At 45.4% G+C, this 22987-nt stretch carries 19 protein-coding genes; 1 reads left to right on the top strand and 18 read right to left on the bottom strand.

The window, feature by feature from the left end; translation table 11 throughout:
- The 11 genes from acs to F8C82_RS05720 form a co-directional block, all read right to left on the bottom strand.
- Positions 1 to 1902 (bottom strand): acetate--CoA ligase, encoded by a 1902-nt coding sequence (acs, locus tag F8C82_RS05770; protein WP_151692599.1) that lies wholly within the window; start codon positions 1900 to 1902, stop codon positions 1 to 3.
- Positions 1899 to 3839 (bottom strand): acetate--CoA ligase, encoded by a 1941-nt coding sequence (locus tag F8C82_RS05765; protein WP_151692598.1) that lies wholly within the window; start codon positions 3837 to 3839, stop codon positions 1899 to 1901. Before F8C82_RS05765 ends, acs begins: the two co-directional genes overlap by 4 nt.
- Entirely contained in the window at positions 3836 to 4198 is a 363-nt protein-coding gene (locus F8C82_RS05760; protein WP_151692597.1) for a response regulator transcription factor, read from the bottom strand. Before F8C82_RS05760 ends, F8C82_RS05765 begins: the two co-directional genes overlap by 4 nt.
- Before the next feature lie 7 nt (positions 4199 to 4205).
- Complete coding sequence (locus F8C82_RS05755) at positions 4206 to 6893, bottom strand: sodium:solute symporter family transporter (RefSeq protein WP_151692596.1); 2688 nt, start codon at positions 6891 to 6893, stop codon at positions 4206 to 4208.
- Between the two features lie 269 nt (positions 6894 to 7162).
- Positions 7163 to 8899: a sodium:solute symporter family protein gene (locus F8C82_RS05750; protein ID WP_151692595.1), complete on the bottom strand. Its 1737-nt coding sequence runs from the start codon at positions 8897 to 8899 to the stop codon at positions 7163 to 7165.
- An 18-nt stretch (positions 8900 to 8917) separates the two neighbouring features.
- The gene (locus F8C82_RS05745) at positions 8918 to 9172 is read right to left on the bottom strand and encodes a DUF4212 domain-containing protein (RefSeq protein WP_151692594.1); all 255 of its coding nucleotides are present in this window, start codon (positions 9170 to 9172) and stop codon (positions 8918 to 8920) included.
- Between the two features lie 18 nt (positions 9173 to 9190).
- On the bottom strand, positions 9191 to 10447 hold the full coding sequence (locus F8C82_RS05740) for a hypothetical protein (protein ID WP_151692593.1): 1257 nt from the start codon (positions 10445 to 10447) through the stop codon (positions 9191 to 9193).
- A gap of 124 nt (positions 10448 to 10571) precedes the next feature.
- Positions 10572 to 10994 carry a transposase-like zinc-binding domain-containing protein gene (locus F8C82_RS05735; RefSeq protein ID WP_151692926.1) on the bottom strand — a complete coding sequence of 141 codons (423 nt, stop codon included), beginning with the start codon at positions 10992 to 10994 and terminating at the stop codon, positions 10572 to 10574.
- 120 nt (positions 10995 to 11114) lie between these two features.
- A complete protein-coding gene (pckA, locus tag F8C82_RS05730) occupies positions 11115 to 12725 on the bottom strand; it encodes a phosphoenolpyruvate carboxykinase (ATP) (protein WP_151692592.1) in 1611 nt (536 codons plus the stop codon).
- 61 nt (positions 12726 to 12786) lie between these two features.
- Positions 12787 to 13167: a DUF423 domain-containing protein gene (locus F8C82_RS05725; RefSeq protein ID WP_151692591.1), complete on the bottom strand. Its 381-nt coding sequence runs from the start codon at positions 13165 to 13167 to the stop codon at positions 12787 to 12789.
- Positions 13149 to 13910 carry a DUF4476 domain-containing protein gene (locus F8C82_RS05720; protein ID WP_151692590.1) on the bottom strand — a complete coding sequence of 254 codons (762 nt, stop codon included), beginning with the start codon at positions 13908 to 13910 and terminating at the stop codon, positions 13149 to 13151. The genes F8C82_RS05725 and F8C82_RS05720 overlap by 19 nt, the downstream gene beginning before the upstream one ends.
- A gap of 103 nt (positions 13911 to 14013) precedes the next feature.
- Between F8C82_RS05720 and F8C82_RS05715 the strand changes: the two genes are divergently transcribed.
- Positions 14014 to 15360: a saccharopine dehydrogenase family protein gene (locus F8C82_RS05715; protein WP_151692589.1), complete on the top strand. Its 1347-nt coding sequence runs from the start codon at positions 14014 to 14016 to the stop codon at positions 15358 to 15360.
- A 699-nt stretch (positions 15361 to 16059) separates the two neighbouring features.
- Here F8C82_RS05715 and F8C82_RS05710 read toward each other — a convergent pair.
- The 7 genes from F8C82_RS05710 to F8C82_RS05680 all read right to left on the bottom strand — a co-directional run bounded on the left by F8C82_RS05710 (position 16060) and on the right by F8C82_RS05680 (position 22950).
- Positions 16060 to 16776, bottom strand: coding sequence for a tRNA1(Val) (adenine(37)-N6)-methyltransferase (locus F8C82_RS05710; RefSeq protein ID WP_151692588.1), 717 nt, complete (start codon positions 16774 to 16776; stop codon positions 16060 to 16062).
- A 2-nt stretch (positions 16777 to 16778) separates the two neighbouring features.
- A complete protein-coding gene (locus F8C82_RS05705) occupies positions 16779 to 17159 on the bottom strand; it encodes a hypothetical protein (protein WP_151692587.1) in 381 nt (126 codons plus the stop codon).
- Positions 17160 to 17212: 53 nt separating this feature from the next.
- The gene (gene rimM / locus F8C82_RS05700) at positions 17213 to 17734 is read right to left on the bottom strand and encodes a ribosome maturation factor RimM (RefSeq protein WP_151692586.1); all 522 of its coding nucleotides are present in this window, start codon (positions 17732 to 17734) and stop codon (positions 17213 to 17215) included.
- A gap of 19 nt (positions 17735 to 17753) precedes the next feature.
- Positions 17754 to 18332: a 30S ribosomal protein S16 gene (locus tag F8C82_RS05695; protein ID WP_151692585.1), complete on the bottom strand. Its 579-nt coding sequence runs from the start codon at positions 18330 to 18332 to the stop codon at positions 17754 to 17756.
- A 147-nt stretch (positions 18333 to 18479) separates the two neighbouring features.
- On the bottom strand, positions 18480 to 20738 hold the full coding sequence (locus tag F8C82_RS05690) for an efflux RND transporter permease subunit (protein ID WP_151692584.1): 2259 nt from the start codon (positions 20736 to 20738) through the stop codon (positions 18480 to 18482).
- A 61-nt stretch (positions 20739 to 20799) separates the two neighbouring features.
- Positions 20800 to 21585: a helical backbone metal receptor gene (locus F8C82_RS05685; protein ID WP_151692583.1), complete on the bottom strand. Its 786-nt coding sequence runs from the start codon at positions 21583 to 21585 to the stop codon at positions 20800 to 20802.
- A 3-nt stretch (positions 21586 to 21588) separates the two neighbouring features.
- Complete coding sequence (locus tag F8C82_RS05680; RefSeq protein ID WP_188477443.1) at positions 21589 to 22950, bottom strand: pyridoxal-phosphate dependent enzyme; 1362 nt, start codon at positions 22948 to 22950, stop codon at positions 21589 to 21591.
- Positions 22951 to 22987: the final 37 nt, after the last annotated feature.

Below are 22987 nucleotides of genomic sequence, written 5' to 3'. Positions count from 1 at the left end.
TTATAGCGCTCCATTCTTGATTTCGTCAACCACATCAGGGTCGAGTAGAGTGGAAGTGTCCCCCAAAGAGCTGGTGTCTCCTTCCGCCACTTTCCTCAAGATACGACGCATAATTTTACCAGAGCGTGTTTTAGGTAGGCCACTCACGAATTGAATTTTATCCGGTTTGGCAATCTTACCAATCTCTTCTACCACGGTTTCTACAATCTCGGCTCTCAAGATATCCTCATTCTGAACGGGGTTCTTGGTAATCACATAGGCATAGATACCCTGACCTTTGATGTCGTGAGGATATCCCACAACTGCACTTTCTGCCACTAAATCGTTTGCATTGATGGCATTTTCAATCTCTGCCGTTCCAAAGCGGTGACCTGAAACATTGATTACATCATCTACACGGCCAATAATGCGGTACATGCCGTTTTCGTCACGACGAGCCCCATCACCTGTGAAGTAATATCCCTTGTAGTGACTAAAATAGGTCACTCTACAGCGCTCGTGATCTCCATAGGTAGTGCGAAGAATACTCGGCCAAGGGTGTTTAACACACAGGTAGCCCTCTTCTTCGTTGCCTTCAATCTCGTTTCCTTCTTGGTCTAAGAGTACGGGCTGAATACCTGGGAGAGGATATCCTGCGTGGGCAGGTTTCATCGGACTGTGCTTACCCAATCCAGAAATCATGATACCACCTGTTTCGGTTTGCCACCATGTATCAACCACGGGACACTTCTCTTTGCCCACGTGAATGTAGTACCATTGCCATGCTTCCTCATTGATGGGCTCTCCAACAGTTCCGATAACGCGAAGAGAATCCAAGCTATACGATAACACATGATCTTCACCTTTAGCCATCAATGCACGAATAGCCGTTGGCGCAGTATAGAATTGGTTTACTCCGTACTTATCACAAACTTGCCAGAATCGTCCAGCATCAGGGAAGGTTGGAACACCTTCAAACATAACGGTTGTGGCTCCGTTGATCAGTGGACCGTAGACGATATACGTATGTCCAGTAATCCATCCGATATCGGCTGTACACCAGTAGATATCACTTTCTTCATACTGGAACACATTTTTAAAACTGTAGCCTGCGTAAACCATGTACCCTCCACAGGTGTGTACTACACCTTTAGGTTTACCTGTTGAACCAGATGTGTAGAGGATAAAGAGCATATCTTCACTATTCATAGGTTCTGCCGGGCACTCTTTGTTAACAGTGTCGAGTTCATCGTGAAGCCAAAAGTCTCGGCCTTCCACCATATTCACTGCCCAACGCGTACGTTCTGCTACGAGGACCGTTTTAACCGATGGGCACGTTTGAAGCGCTTCATCTACTACGCGTTTCACCGGGATTTCTTTTGCGCCTCTGTATAGACCATCACTGGTGAGCACCATTTTGGCTTCAGCATCATTGATTCTATCGGCCAAAGAATGCGCTGAGAAACCTGCAAACACCACTGAGTGAATAGCGCCAATTCGGGCACAAGCGAGTACAGAGATGGTAAGTTCAGGGATCATTGGCATGTAGATGGCCACTCGATCTCCCTTCTTAATGCCATGTTTTTTCAACACATTGGCCATTTGACAAACCTTCTCGTAGAGCTCGCGGTAAGTGTATCGAATGAAGCGCTCTTTCGGATCATTCGGTTCCCATATCAGCGCGAGTTTGTTCCCGCGCTCTTCGAGGTGTCGATCGAGACAGTTCTCTGTGATGTTGAGTTGGGCTCCTTTGAACCATTCCACCTTGGGTTCGGAAAAGTTCCAATCGCATACGTTGTCCCATTTCTTCATCCATTTGAAGTTCTCTTCTGCGATATCTCCCCAGAACTTATCAGGGTTCGATACGCTTTCTGCATAAGCTTCGTGATAGTGTTCTAACGAAGTGATTTGATAATGACTCATGATTGCGAAATTGTGTCGATTTTATTTCCGTTTGCTGCCGATGATATAATTCCTTCTTCTTTGAAACGTGCGATAATTTCGTCGATGATGGCAGGGTCATCGATGGTAGAAGGGAGGGTATATTCTGCTCCGTCTGCAATGGCACGGAGGGTTTTGCGCAAGATTTTACCCGACCTCGTTTTAGGGAGTCGGTCTACGATACACACTTTTTTAAGTGAGGCTACTGGCCCAATTTCCACGCGAACTGCATTGATGATGTTGGCTGATAATTCGTGATTCTGGACGTTGGTACCGCTTCGAACTACCACAATAGCTAGTGGAATTTGGCCTTTTAATTCATCGTTTACCCCAATAACCGCACATTCCGCTACATTGAGGGTAGAAGAAACGACTTCTTCCATTTCTGCAGTGGAAAGTCGGTGACCAGCCACGTTGATAACATCATCTACACGACCTGTGATATATACATAGCCGTCTTCATCGATGTATCCACCATCACCGCTGAAGTAAAAACCTGGGAAACGAGTTAGATATCCTTTGATGAAACGCTCGGTATCACCCCATAAATTAGGCAGTGTTCCCGGAGGCAGTGGGCGTTGCACCACTACATAACCCTCTTCATTTGGATCGGCTTCTGTGCCATCTTCACGTAGAATCTTCAAATCGTAACCACAAACGGGTTTAGTGGCTGATCCTGCTTTTACTGGGTGAGGAGCATAGCCCATCATATTGGCGACCATTGGCCAACCACTTTCGGTTTGCCACCAGTGATCGATGACCGGAATTCCGAGCTTCTCTTCTAACCAGTGAAGGGTTGCAGAATCGCAACGCTCGCCAGCTAAGAACTGATAGCGCAAACCCGAAAGGTCAAATTGTTTCATCAGATCTCCATTGGGATCTTCTTTCTTAATGGCCCTAATTGCGGTAGGAGCGGTGAACATCACGCGTACGTTGTGTTCTGAAATCACCCTCCAAAAAGTTGATGCATCTGGAGTTCGGATGGGTTTTCCTTCAAAAATTACGGTGGTGTTTCCGTGAATCAAAGAACCATAAACGATGTAACTGTGTCCAACTACCCAACCTACATCACTAGCGGCCCAAAACACCTCGCCTGGATTTACTCCATATACAGCGCTCATGGAATAGTTAAGCGCTACTGCATGTCCGCCGTTATCCCTAATGATACCCTTTGGTTTGCCGGTAGTTCCCGATGTGTAGAGGATGTACAACGGATCAGTGGCATCTACAGGAACCGGGGCGATGTGTCCACTTGCCTTAACAAGTGTTTTGTAATCAATGTCGTATTCGGCATCGGGACGAACGGCACCCAAGCGGCGATTAAACACAACCACGTGTTCGGGTTTATGGATGGATTTAGAAATCGCATCATCTACCATGGGCTTGTATGGGATGATACGATCTATCTCAATTCCTGAAGTTGCAGTGATAATGGCCTTTGGTTTGGCATCGTCGATACGAAGCGCCAATTCGTGAGGAGCAAAACCACCAAAAACAACAGAATGAATGGCGCCAATTCTAGCACAGGCCAACATGGCAAATACAGCCTCTGGAATCATCGGCATGTAGATGACCACCGTATCACCTTTGGTAACGCCTAAGGTGTCTAGTCCTTTAGCCAGTCTACTCACCTCATCCAACATTTCGTTGTAAGTGTACTTCCGTGTGGTTTGGGTAACTGGACTGTCGTAGATGAGGGCATGTTCTTCTCCTCGACCTTTTGCAATGTGGTGGTCGATGGCCAAGTAACACGTATTCATTTTACCTCCACTGAACCAAAGGTCGAGTCCGTTTTCATCTATTGTGCGGGCTGCTTTGGGTTTCTCAAACCAGTGGATTTTTTCAGCCTGTTCCATCCAAAACTCATCTGGAGATTCGATAGATCGGCGAAAAGCCATGGGGTATTGTAAGGAGCTCATGAGAGTTGTTTGGTGATTTGATCTAATAAATCCTTATTGGAAAATGGTTTAACCATGTACATGTCAGCACCCAGTTCATAGCCTTTTTCGATATCACTCTTCTTGCTCTTCGCGGAGATAAAGATGATTTTGATTTGATGTGTTTCTGGGTCGGCTTTCACTCGCTCACAGATTTCATATCCGTCTACATCAGGCATCATGATGTCCAGCAGAATGAGATCTGGTTTGTGTTCTTCAATGGCGCTCAACGCTTCCGAGCCATTCCGAGCTACAAAAACGTTGTAATTTTTCCGTCTTAATAGGTAGTCCAAACTCATTACGATGTTCGGTTCGTCGTCTACAATTAAGATCTTGTGCATATCCGTTCTAAATTGATTTTTGAATGTAAAGGGGAAGGGTAAAGCTCACTCGTGTTCCTCCAAGTGATGATTCTTCAATCCAAATTTTCCCCTTGTGCATTTGGATGATATTCTTGCAAATAGCCAGACCTAATCCTGTTCCTTTCGGTTTTCTTTTGGTTTGATTTTTAGCCTGATAGAACTTATCGAAGATGAGTTTTCTATCCTCTTGAGGAACGCCAGGGCCATTGTCGGATACGTTGATTTTAATACTGTTATCCAGTACATAGGCCGTGATTTTAATTTGTCCTCCATCGTCGTTTACAAACTTCAGTGCATTGCTCAACAGATTAATCAGCACCTGCTGAATGCGATCGACATCCATGAAGCAGGCAGGGATGGAAGGATTGATATCGGCGGAAAGCTCGATGCGCTTATCTTGTATCAACTGCTTAACAGCTCGAATGGAATTGTCGATTACATCTTGAATGTGACCCTTTACCAAGGTGAGCTTTTGGCTTCCGCTTTCAAATTTCTCGAGATCAAGAACATTCGTGATTAGCGTACTAAGGCGTTCACATTCTTTCACCATGGCCTCCATGAACATCTGTCTATCTTCTAGCGGCATGTCTGAATCTTCGTGCACCAATTCGGCCTGTGACCGGATGGCGGTAAGCGGTGTTCTCAGCTCGTGGGTAACGGTGTAGAGAAATTCATCTTTGATGTCTGAATACTCTTGAAGGCGCGCATTGGCGCGGATGAGTTTCTCGGTAGCTTCTTCCAGTTCTGAAGTCTTTGCTTTCAAATCGCGGTTGAGTTGGAAGATGGCCTTGCTCTCTTGAAGGATGTCGATCACCTCTAAAACACTCAGTTCTTCCCCTTGAGCCACTGATTGAATCACGATTCGAGCAGAAGCGGGACCAATCGCTTCGGTGAGCAACCTTTCGGCGTATGAGATCATTCGAGGATCGGCATTCTTCTCGTATTCAAAATTTATTCTGTTGATTCGAGCGTAACGATCCAGTACCTCTTCCGTTCTTCGGTCTCCCAAGAAGTTGATTAAGAGTGATTTGATATCGGCAAAAGGAACCTCGGCCTTCCACATTTCCGCTTGATCGTACGTTCTTCTAGAGATTCGATTGATTCGTGTAAAGATCTCGGCCTGATTGACTTCTAAGCGATCAGGGGTCGTGAGAACAGAAACGAGAACGAACACTGCTGTATTTAGCGAAAGGCTGATGAAAATTGCAGCAGACAGGGGAGTCATGCCCATGACTTCAGCCAAGCGAGTTGGACTTAGAATGGTGAGGCCATAAGCTCCGTTGGCCAGGAATTCTTCACCCAAATGTTGAGTGGTAAGAAGGGTTGGGACAATCAGCATATAGAACCACACAGCAAAGCCCGATAGGATTCCTGCAAGTGCGCCTTTCCGCGTTGCCTCTTTCCAAAAGAGTCCGCCAAAAATAGCGGGTGCAATTTGAGCAATTCCTGTAAAACTAGTGAGGCCTGTGCTCACCAGTGGTTTGTTGTAGGCGAAGAAATAGTAGTAATAATACGCCAACACGAAGATGAGTATCACACTGATTCTACGTGTGATGGTAATTCGTTTACTCATGTCCACATTGCGTTCTACGCGCAGTAAGGCAGGAAGCAGAACGTTTGTATTCAACATATTTCCAAGTGACAGGGCAGATACGATAATCATGGATGTGGCTGCAGCAAAACCGCCGAAGTAAACCAGCATTCCCATGAATTTTCCACCGAAGTGTGTACCGAGGTGAAGGAGGTAAAAATCGGAATCTACTTTTTCGCCGAATAGCACAATTCCTCCAAATGCAATCGGAAGAACAAAAACGGTGATCAGCAGCATATAGAGGGGGAGAAACCAAAGGGCTGTATTGAGGTGCTTTTCATTTTTATTCTCAAGCACGCCCATTTGAAACTGTCGCGGTAAGAGCGTGAATGCAATTCCCGATACGATGAGCATCCAAAACCAATTGGACTGTTGGTCTTCGTCCATGTTTAGATGGGGTTGCAAGGTACCTATACTCTCCGCTTGATGATAAATATTGGAGATACCTCCGAACCCGTAATAGATGACCAATGCTGCGACAAAAACGAAAGCAAGCAGTTTGATGAGGCTTTCAAAAGCAACCACGGTTATCATTCCAGTTTTGGGTTGATTTCCCGATAGAAAGCGCATGCCATACACCAACGCAAACAAGCAAAGTACAATGGTGGTAAACAATACCGGACTCATCCAAATAGGAAGGTCCGATCCCCCGAGTTGATAAAAGCTATCACCAATGGCCTTAATTTGAAGCGAGATGTATGGCGTTATCGCAATAATGATCATCACAGCCACCCACGTACCAATGGACTGATTCTTCCCATAACGAGAAGCCAATAAGTCCGATAGGGAAGTGATGTGCTGTGTGCGAACAATTCGGATCATGCGCTTTACTAAAACCCACCAGATCGGCATGAAGACGACGGGGCCTAAGTAGATGGCGAGAAAGTCGAGTCCGTTGGTTGATGCTCGCCCAATAGAACCGTAATACGTCCATGCACTGCAATAGACAGCCAAGGATAGGGCATAGGCAAAACCAGCTGATTTCCCTTCAAACAGACGCTTGCTGTTTTCTCCCCATCGAGCAACGATGAAGAGAACAGATAGATAGAGTAAGCTTAGGAAGAAGAGTAATCCGGAGTTCATTCTCAATTTCTCGATTTAGATAATCTGATATAGATAAAAATCAAGATCACCCACGAGCCAAAGAGGTAGAATGTAATGCCAGAGGAAGTTTCCGGATTCGGAAAATTCGCAAAAAGATTGATCAACGGTTTGTTCACCAAAAGGAAGAACAATACCGAAACCGTAATTCCTATGGAAATCGATTTTCTGGTCAAGACTCGGGGGTTGTAGCGTGTAAAAAGGATGTCGGCCGTGTATCAACTCACCGCCGACATCCAAAAGATAATCAATTAATGGTCATGAGCTTCTCCAGCACCGCTTGGAATGCGGATGTCTTCTACAAGCTCTTGCACATCAGCAGGTGGAGGAGGAGTGAATCGAGATACAGTAATAGACACCACGAAGTTGATGATCATACCTACTGTACCAAATCCTTCAGGAGAAATTCCAAACCACCAGTGTTCTGGAGTTGCGGTTTCAGGACTACCAATCCATCCCAATTTGTATTTGGCGATGTAGAATAGGGTGATACCTAAACCTACCACCAAACCTGAGATGGCGCCTTCTTTGTTCATTCTCTTTGAGAAGATACCCATCACAATGGCTGGGAAGAAGGAGGCCGCCGCTAAACCGAAGGCGAGTGCCACTACCGACGCCACGAATCCAGGAGGATTAATGCCAAAGTAACCAGCAACAACTACTGCTACTACCGCAGCAAGACGTGCATAAAGTAGCTCACCTTTTTCACTGATATTTGGCGCAATTTGCTTCTTGATCAGGTCGTGTGAAACAGACGTTGAGATTACGAGCAATAGGCCTGCTGCTGTGGAGAGTGCAGCTGCCAAACCACCGGCTGCAACGAGCGCAATAACCCAGTTAGGTAGGTTGGCAATTTCAGGGTTGGCCAATACCATGATGTCTCTATCCACGGTAAATTCATTGCCCTCCCATCCATTGGCTTCAGCGGTAGCCGCGAATTCAGGGTTGGCGTCGTTATAGTACTGAACTAGACCATCACCGTTTTTGTCTTCCCAAGTAATCAACTTGGTGCGCTCCCAACTCTCTACCCATTGAGGAAGTTCATCATGCGGTTGATTAGAAACCGTTTCGATGAGGTTGGTTCTAGCGAATACAGACACAGCAGGAGCAGCGGTGTAAAGAATCGCGATGAAAAGAAGGGCGTAACCTGCAGAACGGCGCGCATCGCTCACTTTTGGAACGGTGAAGAAGCGCACAATTACGTGAGGGAGTCCGGACGTTCCAATCATCAATGCTGCCGTGATGAAGAACACGTCGATCATGCTCTTGTTGCCACTGGTGTATTCGGCAAAACCCAATTGAGTGGAAAGTCCATTCAGTTTGTCTAGGAGATAAACTCCATTTTGATCGGTTCCGCCAAAACCAAGTTGTGGGATGGGATTGCCCGTCATTTGCAATGAAATGAAGATTGCAGGAACCATAAAGGCGAAGATCAATACACAGTACTGAGCCACTTGCGTATATGTGATTCCTTTCATCCCGCCTAGAACGGCATAGAAGAATACGATCGCCATCCCGATATAAACACCAGTATTGATGTCTACGTCCAAGAAGCGTGAGAATACAATCCCCACGCCGCGCATCTGACCCGCAACATAGGTGAAGCTCACGAATAGTGCGGCGATTACCGCTACGGTACGTGCAACATTCGAATAGTAACGATCACCGATGAAGTCAGGAACGGTGAACTTTCCGAATTTTCGGAGATACGGCGCCAGCAGCAGGGCCAGGAGTACATATCCGCCTGTCCATCCCATCAGGTATACAGATCCATCATAACCCGAGAAGGAAATGATACCTGCCATGGAGATAAACGAAGCCGCACTCATCCAGTCGGCCGCAGTAGCTAAACCGTTTGCAATTGGAGGAACGCCTCCGCCTGCCACGTAGAAATCTTTTGTTGATCCCGCTCTACTCCAGATGGCAATACCGATGTAGAGGGCGAATGATATACCTACAAGGATGTAGGTCCAATCTTGAATATCCATCTTTTTCGTGTTTTAGTATTATTCGTGTACGTCGTATTCTTTGTCGAGCTTGTTCATCATTCGTACATAGACGAAAATGAGAATCACAAAGACATAGATTGAGCCCTGTTGAGCAAACCAGAACCCCAGTGGGAAACCAGCGAGCTGAATGGTATTGAGCGGCTCAACCAAGAGTATCCCAAACACGAAGGATACGATGAACCAGATGGACAGGAGGAGAATCATCTTAGAGATGTTCTTCTTCCAGTATTCCTTCATTTTTTCTTTAGACATAAGGCGAGGGTTTAAGTGTTATAGGAAGACTACAGCCTGTAGAATGAAGCGATTGGTAGAACCGGTGAGGTTACCAACGTTTCGGTATTCTAGAGATAATTTTGCGTTGTGGCCGGTGATCAGACTATTGATACCTATTCCGATATCGGAAAGAGATTCACCGCCATTGGTGATGTTCTTTTGGGCGAAAGTGAAATACGGCTGCCATGCCCATGCGCCACTGTTCGGAAGGACATATCCTGCTTGTGCGTAGAGGACACTTCCGGTGAAGATATCTAGACTTCCACCGCCCATTTGGTAATTGGTGCCGTAATCGTTCGACTGGAAGCTGGCGTAAGCCGTAAGAGATTGGTTGTTATCGCCGATAGGCAATTCCATGAACGCATCTGCTGCAAAGATGAGTACGTCTTCACCTACCACTTGAGTAGGGTCATTAGAATCTAGAAGGACGGAACCGTTCGGGTGAGCATAGAATCCAGCACCTACAGAGAGAACTTTTTTCGCTCCCAAGTAAGAACCCACAAAGTAGGGAAGTTTGTTGCTCTCTTGATCCCAGAATTGATAGTTCACATAGCCTGCGTAAACATTCGAGGCCTCTAGTCCTAGCGTTGCTCTACCTGTGTATACGGCTTGAGTAGTGGTAGGAGTGAGGCCTGCGCCTGCGTCAACCGAATATACCATGGCACCATTCCATGCAAAGCGATAATCGAGTTTACCCACTTTTCCCTTGGCGTAGATGCCGAGATGACGTGCAAATTGGTCGGTCGTTCCGAGAGATGCCCATGCAAAGCGCGGATTGTCTAGGGGGAGGAAGTTCAAAGTACTTTGATTGTTCAATCGAGAAATACCATTCCAGTAATGAAGACCACCACCTACGTATAACTCATCCATCACTTTGTACTCAACCCATGCATCGTGCATGAACAACTGTGTCTGTGAAGATTGTCCGGTAGGATGTAGTCCAGACGGAGTGAGTGAATTCAATCCAAAATGAGTCAAAATCAAAAAACGATCTGTCAACTGTGCATAAAGCAAGAATCTAGATCGTCTTAACATGGGAGTAGCATTGTACTCGGTTTCGTTGTTCGCGTTGGTGGTTTCATTTACATCCAGCCAGAACTGATGCCAAGTAATGAGTCGGAAATACTTTGAGCCCGATTCGTTGAGGTCTACTTTCAATCCTCCACCGTATTCTGCGGGAGGAGTTTGTTGAGAGATTGCCTCAAAGCCCATAAATGCTGAAAGAAACGTGGCTAGGAGTAGCGACTTTTTCATGTGTAGCGGGTGTTAGGTTAACGTTCTTTGTTCAAACCGACTCGGGGAACTCGGCTTACCAAAGCTTCGCAATTGCTACCTCAAATGAAAAAGTGATATAGTTTTTTGCAAATGTATATAGTTACTACTCTCTAAAGCGCTCCCATTTAATCATCATGAATTTGTCACCAAGTTCGGTAATCATTAGTCCCGCACCATGTAGGTTATCTCTTTCAGAGATGTGCTTGGTTAATTCAGAATGCGTCAGAATCTTGTAAGTAGGTCGATAGTGCAATTTTTCTGGTCGCTTGATTTTGTAGGCCTTAATCCAGTTCATAATACTGACATGACTAATGCCCAGAATTCGTTCTATTTCGCGGTATGACACGCCTTCAACGTAAAGCTGTATAGCCTTGGTTACATAGTAATCGTCAATTTTCTTGCCCAGCTTCTGTACGGTGTAGTGGTACCCACATTGCTTACATTTGTAACGTTGTCGATTGTTCACAACTCCGCTTTTTACGTGGGATTCTGATCCACACTTAGGACATACAATTGTCGAATCCATAGCTACTTAGATGAATATATATACATATTTAGCAAAAATATATCAATTTAGCAATGTATAGAGTAGGCATAAAAAAAGAGCCCCCATGTGGGAGCTCTTTCAAATAGAATATATCGAGAATTATACTCGTGCAGACACTTTAGGACCGCCGTTCAAGATCTCTTCATTCGCGTCTGAAGCGAATTTGCTGAAGTTTTTCTCAAACTTAGCAGCGAGTGTCATTGCCGCTTCATCGTATGCTTCTGCATCTGCCCATGTGCTCTTAGGATCGAGGATTTCGTCTGGAACATTCGGGCAAGAGGTTGGCATAAATAGACCAAACACTGGATGTTCGATGTAATCTGAGTTGTCCAATTCTCCTGCTAGGGCTGCAGTAATCATGGCGCGTGTGTACTTCAATTTGATACGTGAACCCGTACCGTAAGCACCGCCCGACCAGCCTGTGTTAATCAACCAAACGTTTACACCAGCTTCCTGCATTTTGTTAGAAAGCATCTCAGCATATACGGTTGGGTGAAGAGGCATGAATGGAGCTCCAAAACACGCACTAAATGCTGCAACAGGTTCAGTGATCCCCGCTTCTGTACCAGCCACTTTAGCTGTGTATCCAGAGATGAAGTGGTAAGCAGCCTGACCTGGTGTCAACTTAGAGATTGGAGGCAAAACTCCCGTTGCATCAGCTGTTAAGAAGAAAATATTCTTCGGATTGTGACCAACAGATGGAGTTTGGATGTTGCGAATGTGCTCGAGCGGGTAGCTCACGCGAGTATTCTCGGTAATCGACTTATCGTGGAAGTCTACCTCATTACCATTCACAAACGTAACATTCTCTAGCAACGCACCTGGCTTGATGGCGTTGAAGATATCTGGTTCTTTCTCTGCACTTAGGTCAATCACCTTGGCATAACATCCTCCTTCAAAATTGAAGATGGCATTGTCAGCAGTCCAGCCGTGCTCGTCGTCACCGATGAGTTTGCGATTTGGATCCGCGGAAAGCGTCGTTTTTCCAGTACCAGAAAGACCGAAGAATACAGCGGTGTCTCCATCTTCACCTACGTTTGCAGAACAGTGCATAGAAAGCGTGTTCTGTTGATGAGGAAGAATAAAGTTCAACGCCGAGAAAATTCCCTTCTTCATTTCACCTGTATAACCTGTACCTCCAATGAGGATAGTCTTTTTGGTGAAGCTGAGGATAGCGAAGTTATGCTGACGCGTACCATCAACTGCTGGATCGGCTTTAAAGCCAGGAGCGTTGATGATGGTCCATTCAGGGTCAAAGTTTGCGAGCTCCTCTGCACTTGGACGGATGAACATGTTGTTCACGAACAAGTTGCTCCAAGGGAGTTCGTTGATAGCGCGGATATTGATTTTGTAGCGCTCGTCGGCACACGCTTGTACGTCACGCGCGTAGATTTCTTTACCAGAAAGGTACGCACATACTTTAGCTTGTAAACGATCAAAAGCTTCGGGATCAAATCCGATGTTGATGTCCCCCCACCATACATGATCTTCAGTGATGCTGTCACGTACGATAAAGCGGTCTTTCGGTGAACGTCCGGTAAACTCACCGGTATTTACTGAAATGGCGCCAGAATCGGCACGTACGGCCATGTTGTTCTCAACACTGATGTTGGCGAGGTTCTCTGGGCTCAGATTCCAATGCACTTGCGCATCCCGTATACCTAATCCGCTGAGATCGGAATGGGTCGGTTTGATGGCTTCATTACTCATGAGACAGAATTCGACTTGTGGGTTATCCTGCAAAATTAGGCACTTATGCTCTAATACAGGTTCATTTTGTTGATTTTTCGCGTAATATGTTGATAACTAATAAGCTCCAACCGATGATTAAAAGCACTCCTCCAACAGGAGTTGTAAATCCAATTGAACTGAAATCCATACCCATAGAACGGTCAAGCACAAGTAGGTAGATGGATCCAGAGAATAGAATAACACCCGAAATCATAAAAGCGTATACTCCTTTTGTAAAGCCTTTTTTGTTGGATAGAATCAAGAAGGCCAATGCGTGATAAACTTGGTATTTTACAGCCGTTTCATAGCTGGCTAATTCCTCTATCGAAAGAACAGCTTTTAGGGCATGTGCGCCCATCGCTCCGAGTACAATGGCCAATACCATCATAATAGAGCCCGTCGTCATTCCAGTTCGTTCCATGTGTTGATTAATGCGTCAAATTGAACTTTATTCGATTCGTGTTGCAAATGATCTCTCAATTGCATGTAGTTTTCTGGATCGCTGCAGTATTCATAGAGCGATTTGAGAATCATCAGCTTTGAAGGGTCGTAGGATGTGAGTTCAAGCAATTCCCCAATCTGACCTGAAGTCGGATGCGCCTCTTCTCCCCATTCAATAATCTTACGCGTCCTCTCAAATTCGAAGGCAATCTCTGCAAATCGGGATTTGACGATTTCAAATTCTCGAATGGGAGGTTCTATCTTGATGGAAGGGCGAAGCGAATCGTTAACTGTGAGGTGGTTGACTACGGAGTCGGGAAGGTGTTGTTGAATGGGAGCGAGTGTACTCTTTACGATTACCATCTCTGTGGTATCTCGTTCCCATGCAGTGAAATTGGAAGTGGCCGCCGTTATCCGTTCATTGGATCGATAGAACAGCTTCCATTGATTTATGGCGTTCTTCTCAATCACATATTGGCGTTGATTTTTGCTCTGGAACACAATCATTCGGTTCAAAACGAGACTATCTCCTGATCGAATGATCAATTTTACACGATTGGTATCTACAATTTGAAAGGAAAATTCACGCTGAGCCTCGGGGGATACGAAGCCATTCACGCTAACCGAGACATCAAACGGTGCTTTTATTTGCAGAGTTTGTCCGTACACTTTACAGACTAACAGCAACATAGCTAATGGCAGAGCAAATCTTCTTCCGAACATGGGCCGAAAGCTAAGAAAAATCGTCGCTTTCTCATGGTAGACGCTGTTCGATTTCTAACTTTACGTCCCCATGATTGTGAACCGTTGAACGTATGACATTACGATGAAAAACATACTATTGATTGGTGCCGGAAGATCGACACAGAGTCTTGTTGATTACTTGAGCTCACATGCTGTAGATTCCGATTGGCACATAACGATTTGTGATAGAGACATAAAGCTCGCCCAGAAGAGAGCGGGATCAAACGAGCGATTGAGTGCCGTTTCTTTAGATATTACCAATGATGCAGAGCGGAGTGAGGCTATCCAGAAAGTAGACCTCGTTATTTCTATGCTACCTGCCCACATGCACGTACCCGTTGCTGAAGATTGTGTTCGATTTAAGAAACACATGGTAACGGCCAGTTATGTGAGTGATCAAATGAATGCACTCCATGACAAAGCTGTAGAAGCAGGAGTGGTTTTGATGAATGAAATAGGCGTTGACCCTGGAATTGATCACTTGTCGGCCATGAAGGTTTTAGATGAGATTCGATCAAAAGGTGGTGAAATGACCATTTTCGAATCGTTTACGGGTGGTCTTGTGGCTCCAGAATCAGATGATAACCCATGGGGATACAAGTTCTCATGGAACCCGAGAAACGTGGTGCTCGCTGGCGCTGGCGGAGCTGTGAAATTCAAGCAAGAGGGACTGTATAAATACATTCCATATCACCAGCTCTTCAGAAGAACGGAGTTTATTGACATCCCTGAATACGGTCGTTTTGAAGGATATGCAAATCGCGATTCCCTTCGCTACCGCAGTGTATATGGCTTGGAGAACATCCCAACGATCTACAGAGGAACACTTCGCCGACCAGGTTTTTGTAGAGCTTGGGACGTGTTTGTGAAACTGGGAATGACAGATGACAGCTATGAATTAGAGGGTGTGAGTGAAATGACTCACCGTTCGTTCTTGAATACGTTCTTGGGATACAACCCCAATGATTCGGTAGAGCTCAAGCTGATGCACTATTTGCAGATTCCACAAGATTCAGAATTGATGGAAAAACTCGAGTGGCTAGATATCTTCAAAGACACACCAATCGGGCTAGACAAAGCGACTCCAGCGCAAGCATTGCAGCAGATTCTTGAGAAGAAGTGGACCATGAAGCCAGATGACAAGGATATGATAGTGATGTGGCACAAGTTCGGATACATTTTGGACGGAGAGCGCAAGATGATTGAGAGTCATATGATAGCCAAAGGAGAGAATGCAGAGGCAACTTCTATGGCCAAAACCGTGGGTTTACCTGTGGGAATTGCCACTCGATTCATTTTGGAAGGAAAGATTAGCACACCGGGAGTTCACTTACCCATTTCGAAAGAGATTTACCTACCAATGCTAGAGGAATTGGCCGCAAACGGTATCGTATTTCACGAAAAAGAAGTGGAGTACCAAGGATATTAGAATAGTTCGTGGATACTTCCTTGCGATTTATCTACGGAATGTAATAGAGAAGCACCGCCATAACAGCGGTGCTTTTTTTGTTTCTGCCCGGGGATGCTACCCGCATCCCCGCTTTCAAAGTAGGAATAGTGAATGTGTGTAGTCGTATGATAAACGCATACAAACGATTCATTTTGAAAGTTTTAATTTTCTAGTTTGAGATTTCCGCCTTTTCAAAAGACTATTCCGAAATTGAACATGGGGAGGGGAGGGACGAAGTCCCCAGCAACATACCCAGCCAGTACTGCCAATTCACAACACTCTTCCTTCTTAATTCTTCTATTCTTAAGCCTAAGTACACGTCATACATGCTATCGTTCAAATATTGATGATATAACATTCTGTACATTACAGATGAATAGGGTATCTAAGACCTCCATTTAATTGCAGACAAGTATGCGTTCTATCACTCTCACCTACGCCGCTTTAATTCCAAGAATCATTCTATTTGCATTCGTTGCCACTGTTCTCTCTTGTTCTCCTGAGTCAGATATGGACAGTCGCGAACTAGCGTATAAGCTGGAAGAGAATACACAACGTGTTTTCAATAATGCAAGGTTGAATGGTATGCTCTTTATCTCTGTTTTTCCTGCATTCGCGGCTATTTGTTGTGGTGTGTTACTGCACTTTGTGAAACGAGGTGTGACCCAGCGCATACCTTCACAACACCACATAGAAATCCCGCAACAATGACTTGTACTCCTCAGTCCATATTTTAATGTCGGCCTCTACCGCTAGTTCGTCCAGATGTGGGGCCTCAATTGGATAGCTTGGAGAAAATTCGAGTAATCTTCGCTTTACAACGCCACCGATTCGACCTCGAACTTTGACACTTCGCACCAAATGCAGTCCTTCACTCTCTGCAATGGCCATAAATTCAGAAGCTCTATCCTCTGGAATGATCAATGAAAAAATGCCGTCCTTGTTCAACAGTCGAACGGCGTGTTTGGCCAAATCGGGAAAGGAGAGGTTATCATCATGGCGAGCGGTATCCCGGTTGCTTTGTCCAGATTGACTGCTGCGATTAAAGAATGGAGGATTGCAAACAATGAGGTCGAATCGTACTGAACTATTGAAGTATTGAACGGGTGTGACCTCAATCGTTATTCGGCTAGAGAAGGGGGAATTTGCAACATTTTCTTTGGCTTGATTTACACAAGTAGATTGAATGTCAATGCCAGTAATCTCAGCATCAGGATATCGTTGTGCACACATCAGTGCGATCAATCCTGTTCCTGTTCCGATATCCAGAATCCGTGAAGGATGAAGTTCTGCTCCCGCCCAAGCGCCGAGCAGTGAACCGTCCATTCCTACTTTCATTGCACATCGGTCGTGATGGACGGTAAATTGCTTGAACTTAAAATAGGGGTTGCCCATTTCTACAGTTGTTCAGAAAAGTTAAAAAGGCGAGGTCGGAGTGTGATATAGAAGAGAATCTGTGCTACGGCCAAGAGGATAAAGTAGTCGTTTTCTTCAACGATGGAAAAGGTGAGAAGCAGGAAAGTCCCCGCTTGAACCATCACCCAAAGAATGATATACGCACCTTGGAGGACATTCACTCTTTCGATGATATCTTGTTCCTCCGTCATGTCTCCAACTTTCTGCTTGAAGGTATTCCATGAGACCCAATCGAGCGCCACAACACCAATGGGCATGGCCCAATGTGCGAGGTTTGTGAAATTGAAGATGAAATGGTTGGGTTCCCGTAAGAACATAAGTACAATCCCCAGAAACGCCAATTGAGCGAACAGGAGCAACATGAAAATATTTTGCAGTACGCGCGGTTCTAATGGAGGTTGTCTCATTCGAGATTTTATCGATAGACGTCAATCAATCCTTCGGGAAGTTGAAGGTACAAACTAGATGATGAACGGTCAATGGAATCGATAAAGTCGTCTACTGCGGGAATGAGAATTTCACTCACACCGTCTTTAATGAGCAATACGGGTTGTCCAGGTCTTTCTATCACTTCGGCCACTTCACCAATTAGTGATTCGCCATCATATGCTTTAAAGCCAATGATTTCGTGATAGTAGAACGATTTCCCGGTTAGTTTTGGAAGCATGTTTAGTGGGAGGAAAAGTTCCTTTCCCATAAAAGCATCTGCCTCCTTAGCGCTTTTAACCCCTTCAAATCTGAGGAGGAGTTGATCTTTCTTCAAGAGCTGAGAATGATCCAAAAAGAAAGGGATCAGTCCCCCTTGGCTTTCCAAGAGAACTGATCCCAACTTGTCATAGTGCTCTGGTCGATCAGTATCGATCTTCGCAACTACATCGCCTTTGTAACCGTGTTGACGTATAATGGTTCCGAGTACGAAACAGTCTTCGGTACGCATGGTACGTCAATTAATTAGATTACTCAGCAGCTTTTTCTTCACCTTCAGCAGCAGGAGCTTCCTCTGTGGTTGCTTCTGGAGCTTCTTCAGTTGCCTCAGCAGTAGCTTCTTCAGCTACTTCTTCTTCAGCCGGAGCTTCAGGGGCATTCTTTGCGGCGATAGCTTCAGCACGCTTCTTGTTCACTTCAGCCTCAGCTTCCAAGCGAGCCTTTTTCTGTGATTCAGTTGCGTTCACCAAGCCTTCACGCTTAGCCTGGATGCGGTTTTCTTTCGCTTCCAACCATGCGTTGAACTTTTCTTCCACTTGATCCTCAGTCAAGGCGCCTTTCTTCACACCTTCAAGAAGGTGCTTCTTCATCATAACGCCCTTGTAAGACAAGATGGCACGTACAGTGTCTGATGGTTGAGCACCACTCATAACCCACTCAACAGCCTTATCGAAGTTAAGATCGATTGTTGCTGGATTGGTGTTAGGATTGTACTGACCAATTTTCTCGATGTAACGACCGTCACGCTTAGCACGTTGATCAGCTACTACGATGGTGAAAATTGCGCGGCGCTTACGACCGTGACGCTGCAAACGAATTCTTGTTGCCATGTTTAATCGGTTAAGGGTCCGAAACCCTGTTGATTAATAAATAATGATTTTAAGGGCGCAAATATCGACATTCTTTTCCAATCTCTTGGCATCCTGAAATAAAATGTTTGAGCATTCACGGAGGTGATTGTCAGTTAATAACCCCATCTACTTGCGCTTGTAAAACCGAAGGAGTAGCCAAGGAAGCACAATTAAATCGGCTAATAGTGCTGAAATGACCACGATGCTCAATACCGCAGCGAAGTATTTTTCTTCCAAGAAGCTGGAAAAGAAGAGTGGAATGAAAGCTGCCAGCATCACCGTAGAGCTCAAAATCATGGCTCGTCCTACTTGGGCAGTGGTATTTTTAACCGCTTCTTCAATACGGTTTGTCTTTTGTATTTCATTTCTAAACTTCATCAAGTAGTGAATGGTGTCGTCTACAGCAATCACAAAGGCAATAGTAAGGACCATCGCAATGCTGGTCCCCATAGGAATGGCCATTCCTCCAATCACCCCAATGGCAATGACCAAAGGAAAAGTGTTGGGAATGAGTGAGAGGATGAGCATGCGAAGTGACTTGAACATGAAGCTCATGAGAACAGCGATGACTAAAAAGGCCAGCAGCAAACTCGTCATCATGTTTTCAACCAATCGATCATTCATGGTATCCATGATGAGACTGTTTCCGGTAAAGATGACTTTGTGTTCGCTAGATAGAGCGTGCAATTCATCTGAAATCCAATCCTGAATGGCACGGGCACTGTCTGTTTTTACATTCTGCAATCGAAGAATGACACGAGCGATATTGCTGTTCTTGCTGATCAGGGCGTAATTCGATTCTGGATCATTTGAAGCCCACCAATCTAAGTCGCTTTCCACTTGACGATCACTTTCACCCATCTTAAACTGTTGAAGCTGACCACCCATGCGCGTCATGTTGAGTAGACTTGGTACGTCGCTTGAGCTGATCACCGCGCCAATGGCCGGATTAGATCGCAACCGCTCGGTGAACTGTGCAACGAGGCGCATATCTTCTGGTGTATCCATTCGAAGTGATGTGTCGGCATGGACAACTCCAATATCTAGATTTCTAAGGCCTCCGTCTTCCTCTTCAAAGAATTGAATATCCTTCCCAAGTGTGGAACTCGGTTCAATTTGCCAGTAGTTCACCACTCCAGACTCAACTTTGCTGGCTTGATAAATGGAGAACATTGCGGCAAGAGTAAAGAGAATGGGAACAGGCCAATTTCTTTTGGAGAGTTGCGTGACCCTATCGGAGAGTTCATTCCAGTTTTTGTTGGTGGCAGGTGCCGGAAGCAAGGCAGGTCGGTTGACTGCCAAACGGAAGAAGAGCGGCATCACGACCAGGCAAGAAATGAACATGATTAATACACTCCAACCGGCTTCTACGCCAAAGTTTCGAATGGGAAGTACATCCGTGGTGAGCAGACTCATGAATCCGATGGCAGTAGTGAGGGAAGTGAGAAAGGTAGCAGCTCCCGTTTCTTTCCAAGCCTCGCGAATTGCTGTCTTCAACTCGTTGCCCTGGGTCAATCGCCATTGAACCTTTGCATAGAGGTGAACCACATCGCTCAAACCTACAATGAGAAGGAGCGGAGGGAAGAGCGTACCGAGTATGTCCATGGGCCATCCCGCCCAACCTTTTAGTCCAAAAAAGGAGAACATTCCTGTTAGGATAGCAAGCGCAGGGAGTAGAATACTTCCGATTCTCTTAAAAAGGATCCAAAGCATCACAATTACAATCAAAACAGCACTGGCCAATCCTTTGAAAGTCTCTGTGGTTAGCATTTGGTTGTATTGATATTCGGCCCAATGGCGTCCCATGAGGTGATGTTCTGAGAATCGATCACTACTCAGGCTATGAACAGACTCGAGAATTTCGTTCATCCGCTCTATGGTGACGCGTTGGTCAATGGTAATCGTTAAAACAGGGTAGCGCGCATTTTTTGTAAATAGCGAATACTCGGCAATGGGGAGATTTCGAATTACTGCCGAATCGGATTCCGAGATTTCACCATGGATTACTTTGTTTTCTGGTACGTAGCCAAAACCCATGTAAATGGGCAGAACGAGATTTTCAAGGGATGAGATCTCTACAATCCCGGGTATGTTTTTTAGAGTGTCACTCAGTGTGCTTAACTCGCGCAGTGTTTCTCTGTGAAAAGCGTGATGTTCGGTTTTGGGGATGAGAAATACGCGTCGTTCGGTAGGGCCGAACTCACTTTCAAAAAGGTGATAGGTTGAAGTGACTTCGAGCTCTTCGCTATTGAAGCGCATTAAGTCGAACTCAAATTGCAAAAAGGGAATTCCACTGAGGAAAAACAGGGATAGGAGTGTGATGGTCACAATCCATTTTGTGGGACTGGTCCAAGTGGAGATGGCAATTTTCTCGAATATGCGCACGTCAGGATAGAGATCGAGTTAATACTTCAAATATAGGATACGGATAGTCAGGTATTCCGCATTACAATTTCAACTCTCTCCTCAGTTGAGCAAAGTAATTGGGTGAGTGATAGAGTCGAGTCCCATACCAACTGAACATTCCTCCATCCACGAGTTTAGCTTGCAAGTGAAGGTTTTGTTCAAATTCTCCCAGGTGCTTTTCGTTAAAAGGATAAGGTTCTGAACTCAAGAACACCCAATCCGGATTATAGTTTGCAATCTCTACTTCGGTTAGGGTAGGGTAGCGTGAATCGGGTTCCGTAATACAGTTTTCAAAGCCTGCTTTTTCGATCATATCGTGAATGAAGGTGTCTCTGCCTACTGCCATCCACGGGTCTTGCCAAATGAGATAGAGAATTCTATCTCCAGTTTTGGGCGTCTTGAAGATTTCAAATTGTTCGCGAATACGATGTACCCAATCTGTGGCAGAGTCGGCTCTAGTTGTGATGAAGCCAATTTGTTCCATCATCTCGTAGGCCTGTTCGAGTGTTTTAACATCACTCATCCAAACGGGATAGAGTTGTTCCAGTTTGGAAATAATGGGCTTGGTGTTCTCCTCGGCATTCCCGATTATCAAATCGGGTTTGAGCGCATTGATACGTTCAATATCCACGTCTTTGGTGCCTCCCACTCGAGCTTTTCGATAGAACCACTCACGGGGGCGCTCACAAAATCGCGTGATTCCTACTACTCGTGAGTCGAGGTGTAAATCAGCAAGTAATTCGGTTTGTGAAGGTACCAAACTGATAATCCTCTGAGGATCCTTTGGTACCTCCACATTTCTTCCGAATTGATCTGTGAGATTCATGGATTAGCTCAATGCAGCAACCAAATCGTGGCGAGAGAGGATGTGGTATTCATCTTCTCCAAATTTCACGAGGGCTGCTCCAGTGTTTTTATCGAGTTTGGCTGCAACGGAACGAATCTCATCTGTCGGTTGTACGATAGGGAATGGAGCATCCATTACAGCACTAATTGGCTTGTCTTTGTTCTCAGGATTGTCCAGAATGGCCTGAAGAACTTTGGTGTCGTTCAAGGATCCAACAAATTGTCCTCCTTCTTTTACTGGAAGTTGAGACACTTGATGTTTTCGCATTAGTTGAATGGCGTGATCCAATGGTTCAAAGGAATTCACGGTAAGTAGGGGAAGGTGGCGGTGCTTATCAACCAAATCCTTCGCCATCTTGTTTTTGTGGTTCAAGAAGCCGCGTTCTTCCATCCAGTCATCGTTGAAAATCTTTCCTACGTAACGCGAACCGTGATCGTGGAAGAGAACCACCACTACACTGTTCTCGTCGAGTTCGTGCTTCATCTGACGAATGGCTTGGAAGGCAGATCCTGCCGACCATCCAAGAAGCAGACCCTCTTTCTTCGCCAATTCGCGGGTGGTCAATGCACCGTCCCGGTCGGTTACTTTCTCAAAGTGATCAATCAAATCGAAATCCACATTCTTGGGAAGGATGTCTTCACCAATACCTTCTGTGATGTACGAGTAGATTTCTTTCTCGTCAAATTCACCCGTTTCGTGGTACTTCTTAAAGACTGAGCCGTAGCTATCTACTCCCCAAATCTTCACATTCGGATTTTGTTCTTTCAAGTACTTTGCTACACCAGAGATGGTGCCTCCCGTACCTACACCTACAACAAAGTGGGTGATTTTGCCATCGGTCTGATCCCAGATCTCAGGTCCCGTAGATTCGTAATGTGCCTCTCGGTTGGAGAGGTTATCGTACTGATAAGGATAGAAACTGTTGGGTATTTCTGAAGCCAAACGAGTGGCAACGGAGTAATAACTCTCAGGGTGTTCTGGAGCTACGTTCGTCGGACAAACGTAAATTTCTGCTCCCATAGCGCGAAGGATGTCCATCTTCTCCTTGCTCTGCTTGTCGCTCATGGTACAAATCAACTTGTAACCTTTCACAACCGCGGCAAGGGCAAGGCCCATTCCAGTGTTTCCAGAAGTACATTCAATGATGGTTCCTCCAGGCTTCAATTCCCCTCTAGCCTCAGCATCTTCAATCATTTTCAAAGCCATTCTATCCTTCACAGAATGCCCTGGATTGAAGTATTCCACTTTGGCTAGAACCGTCCCTGGAATGTCTTCAGCAATTTTATTCAAACGCACCATTGGAGTGTTGCCAATGGTTTCCAAAATGTTATCGTAAATCTTCACGTTTTCCTTCATATCGTTCAGCTCTGAGGCTGTATGC

Source organism: Phaeocystidibacter marisrubri (genome assembly GCF_008933165.1).
GTDB lineage: Bacteria > Bacteroidota > Bacteroidia > Flavobacteriales > Schleiferiaceae > Phaeocystidibacter > Phaeocystidibacter marisrubri.
This window is presented reverse-complemented; position numbering and strand designations above follow the sequence as displayed.

Excerpts from the sequence above, each read along its gene's own strand:
- acs (WP_151692599.1), bottom strand. The coding sequence starts at position 1,902 with ATGAGTCATTATCAAATCACTTCGTTAGAACACTATCACGAAGCTTAT.
- F8C82_RS05765 (WP_151692598.1), bottom strand. The coding sequence starts at position 3,839 with ATGAGCTCCTTACAATACCCCATGGCTTTTCGCCGATCTATCGAATCT.
- F8C82_RS05760 (WP_151692597.1), bottom strand. The coding sequence starts at position 4,198 with ATGCACAAGATCTTAATTGTAGACGACGAACCGAACATCGTAATGAGT.
- F8C82_RS05755 (WP_151692596.1), bottom strand. The coding sequence starts at position 6,893 with ATGAACTCCGGATTACTCTTCTTCCTAAGCTTACTCTATCTATCTGTT.
- F8C82_RS05750 (WP_151692595.1), bottom strand. The coding sequence starts at position 8,899 with ATGGATATTCAAGATTGGACCTACATCCTTGTAGGTATATCATTCGCC.
- F8C82_RS05745 (WP_151692594.1), bottom strand. The coding sequence starts at position 9,172 with ATGTCTAAAGAAAAAATGAAGGAATACTGGAAGAAGAACATCTCTAAG.
- F8C82_RS05740 (WP_151692593.1), bottom strand. The coding sequence starts at position 10,447 with ATGAAAAAGTCGCTACTCCTAGCCACGTTTCTTTCAGCATTTATGGGC.
- F8C82_RS05735 (WP_151692926.1), bottom strand. The coding sequence starts at position 10,994 with ATGGATTCGACAATTGTATGTCCTAAGTGTGGATCAGAATCCCACGTA.
- pckA (WP_151692592.1), bottom strand. The coding sequence starts at position 12,725 with ATGAGTAATGAAGCCATCAAACCGACCCATTCCGATCTCAGCGGATTA.
- F8C82_RS05725 (WP_151692591.1), bottom strand. The coding sequence starts at position 13,167 with ATGGAACGAACTGGAATGACGACGGGCTCTATTATGATGGTATTGGCC.
- F8C82_RS05720 (WP_151692590.1), bottom strand. The coding sequence starts at position 13,910 with ATGTTCGGAAGAAGATTTGCTCTGCCATTAGCTATGTTGCTGTTAGTC.
- F8C82_RS05715 (WP_151692589.1), top strand. The coding sequence starts at position 14,014 with ATGAAAAACATACTATTGATTGGTGCCGGAAGATCGACACAGAGTCTT.
- F8C82_RS05710 (WP_151692588.1), bottom strand. The coding sequence starts at position 16,776 with ATGGGCAACCCCTATTTTAAGTTCAAGCAATTTACCGTCCATCACGAC.
- F8C82_RS05705 (WP_151692587.1), bottom strand. The coding sequence starts at position 17,159 with ATGTTGCTCCTGTTCGCTCAATTGGCGTTTCTGGGGATTGTACTTATG.
- rimM (WP_151692586.1), bottom strand. The coding sequence starts at position 17,734 with ATGCGTACCGAAGACTGTTTCGTACTCGGAACCATTATACGTCAACAC.
- F8C82_RS05695 (WP_151692585.1), bottom strand. The coding sequence starts at position 18,332 with ATGGCAACAAGAATTCGTTTGCAGCGTCACGGTCGTAAGCGCCGCGCA.
- F8C82_RS05685 (WP_151692583.1), bottom strand. The coding sequence starts at position 21,585 with ATGAATCTCACAGATCAATTCGGAAGAAATGTGGAGGTACCAAAGGAT.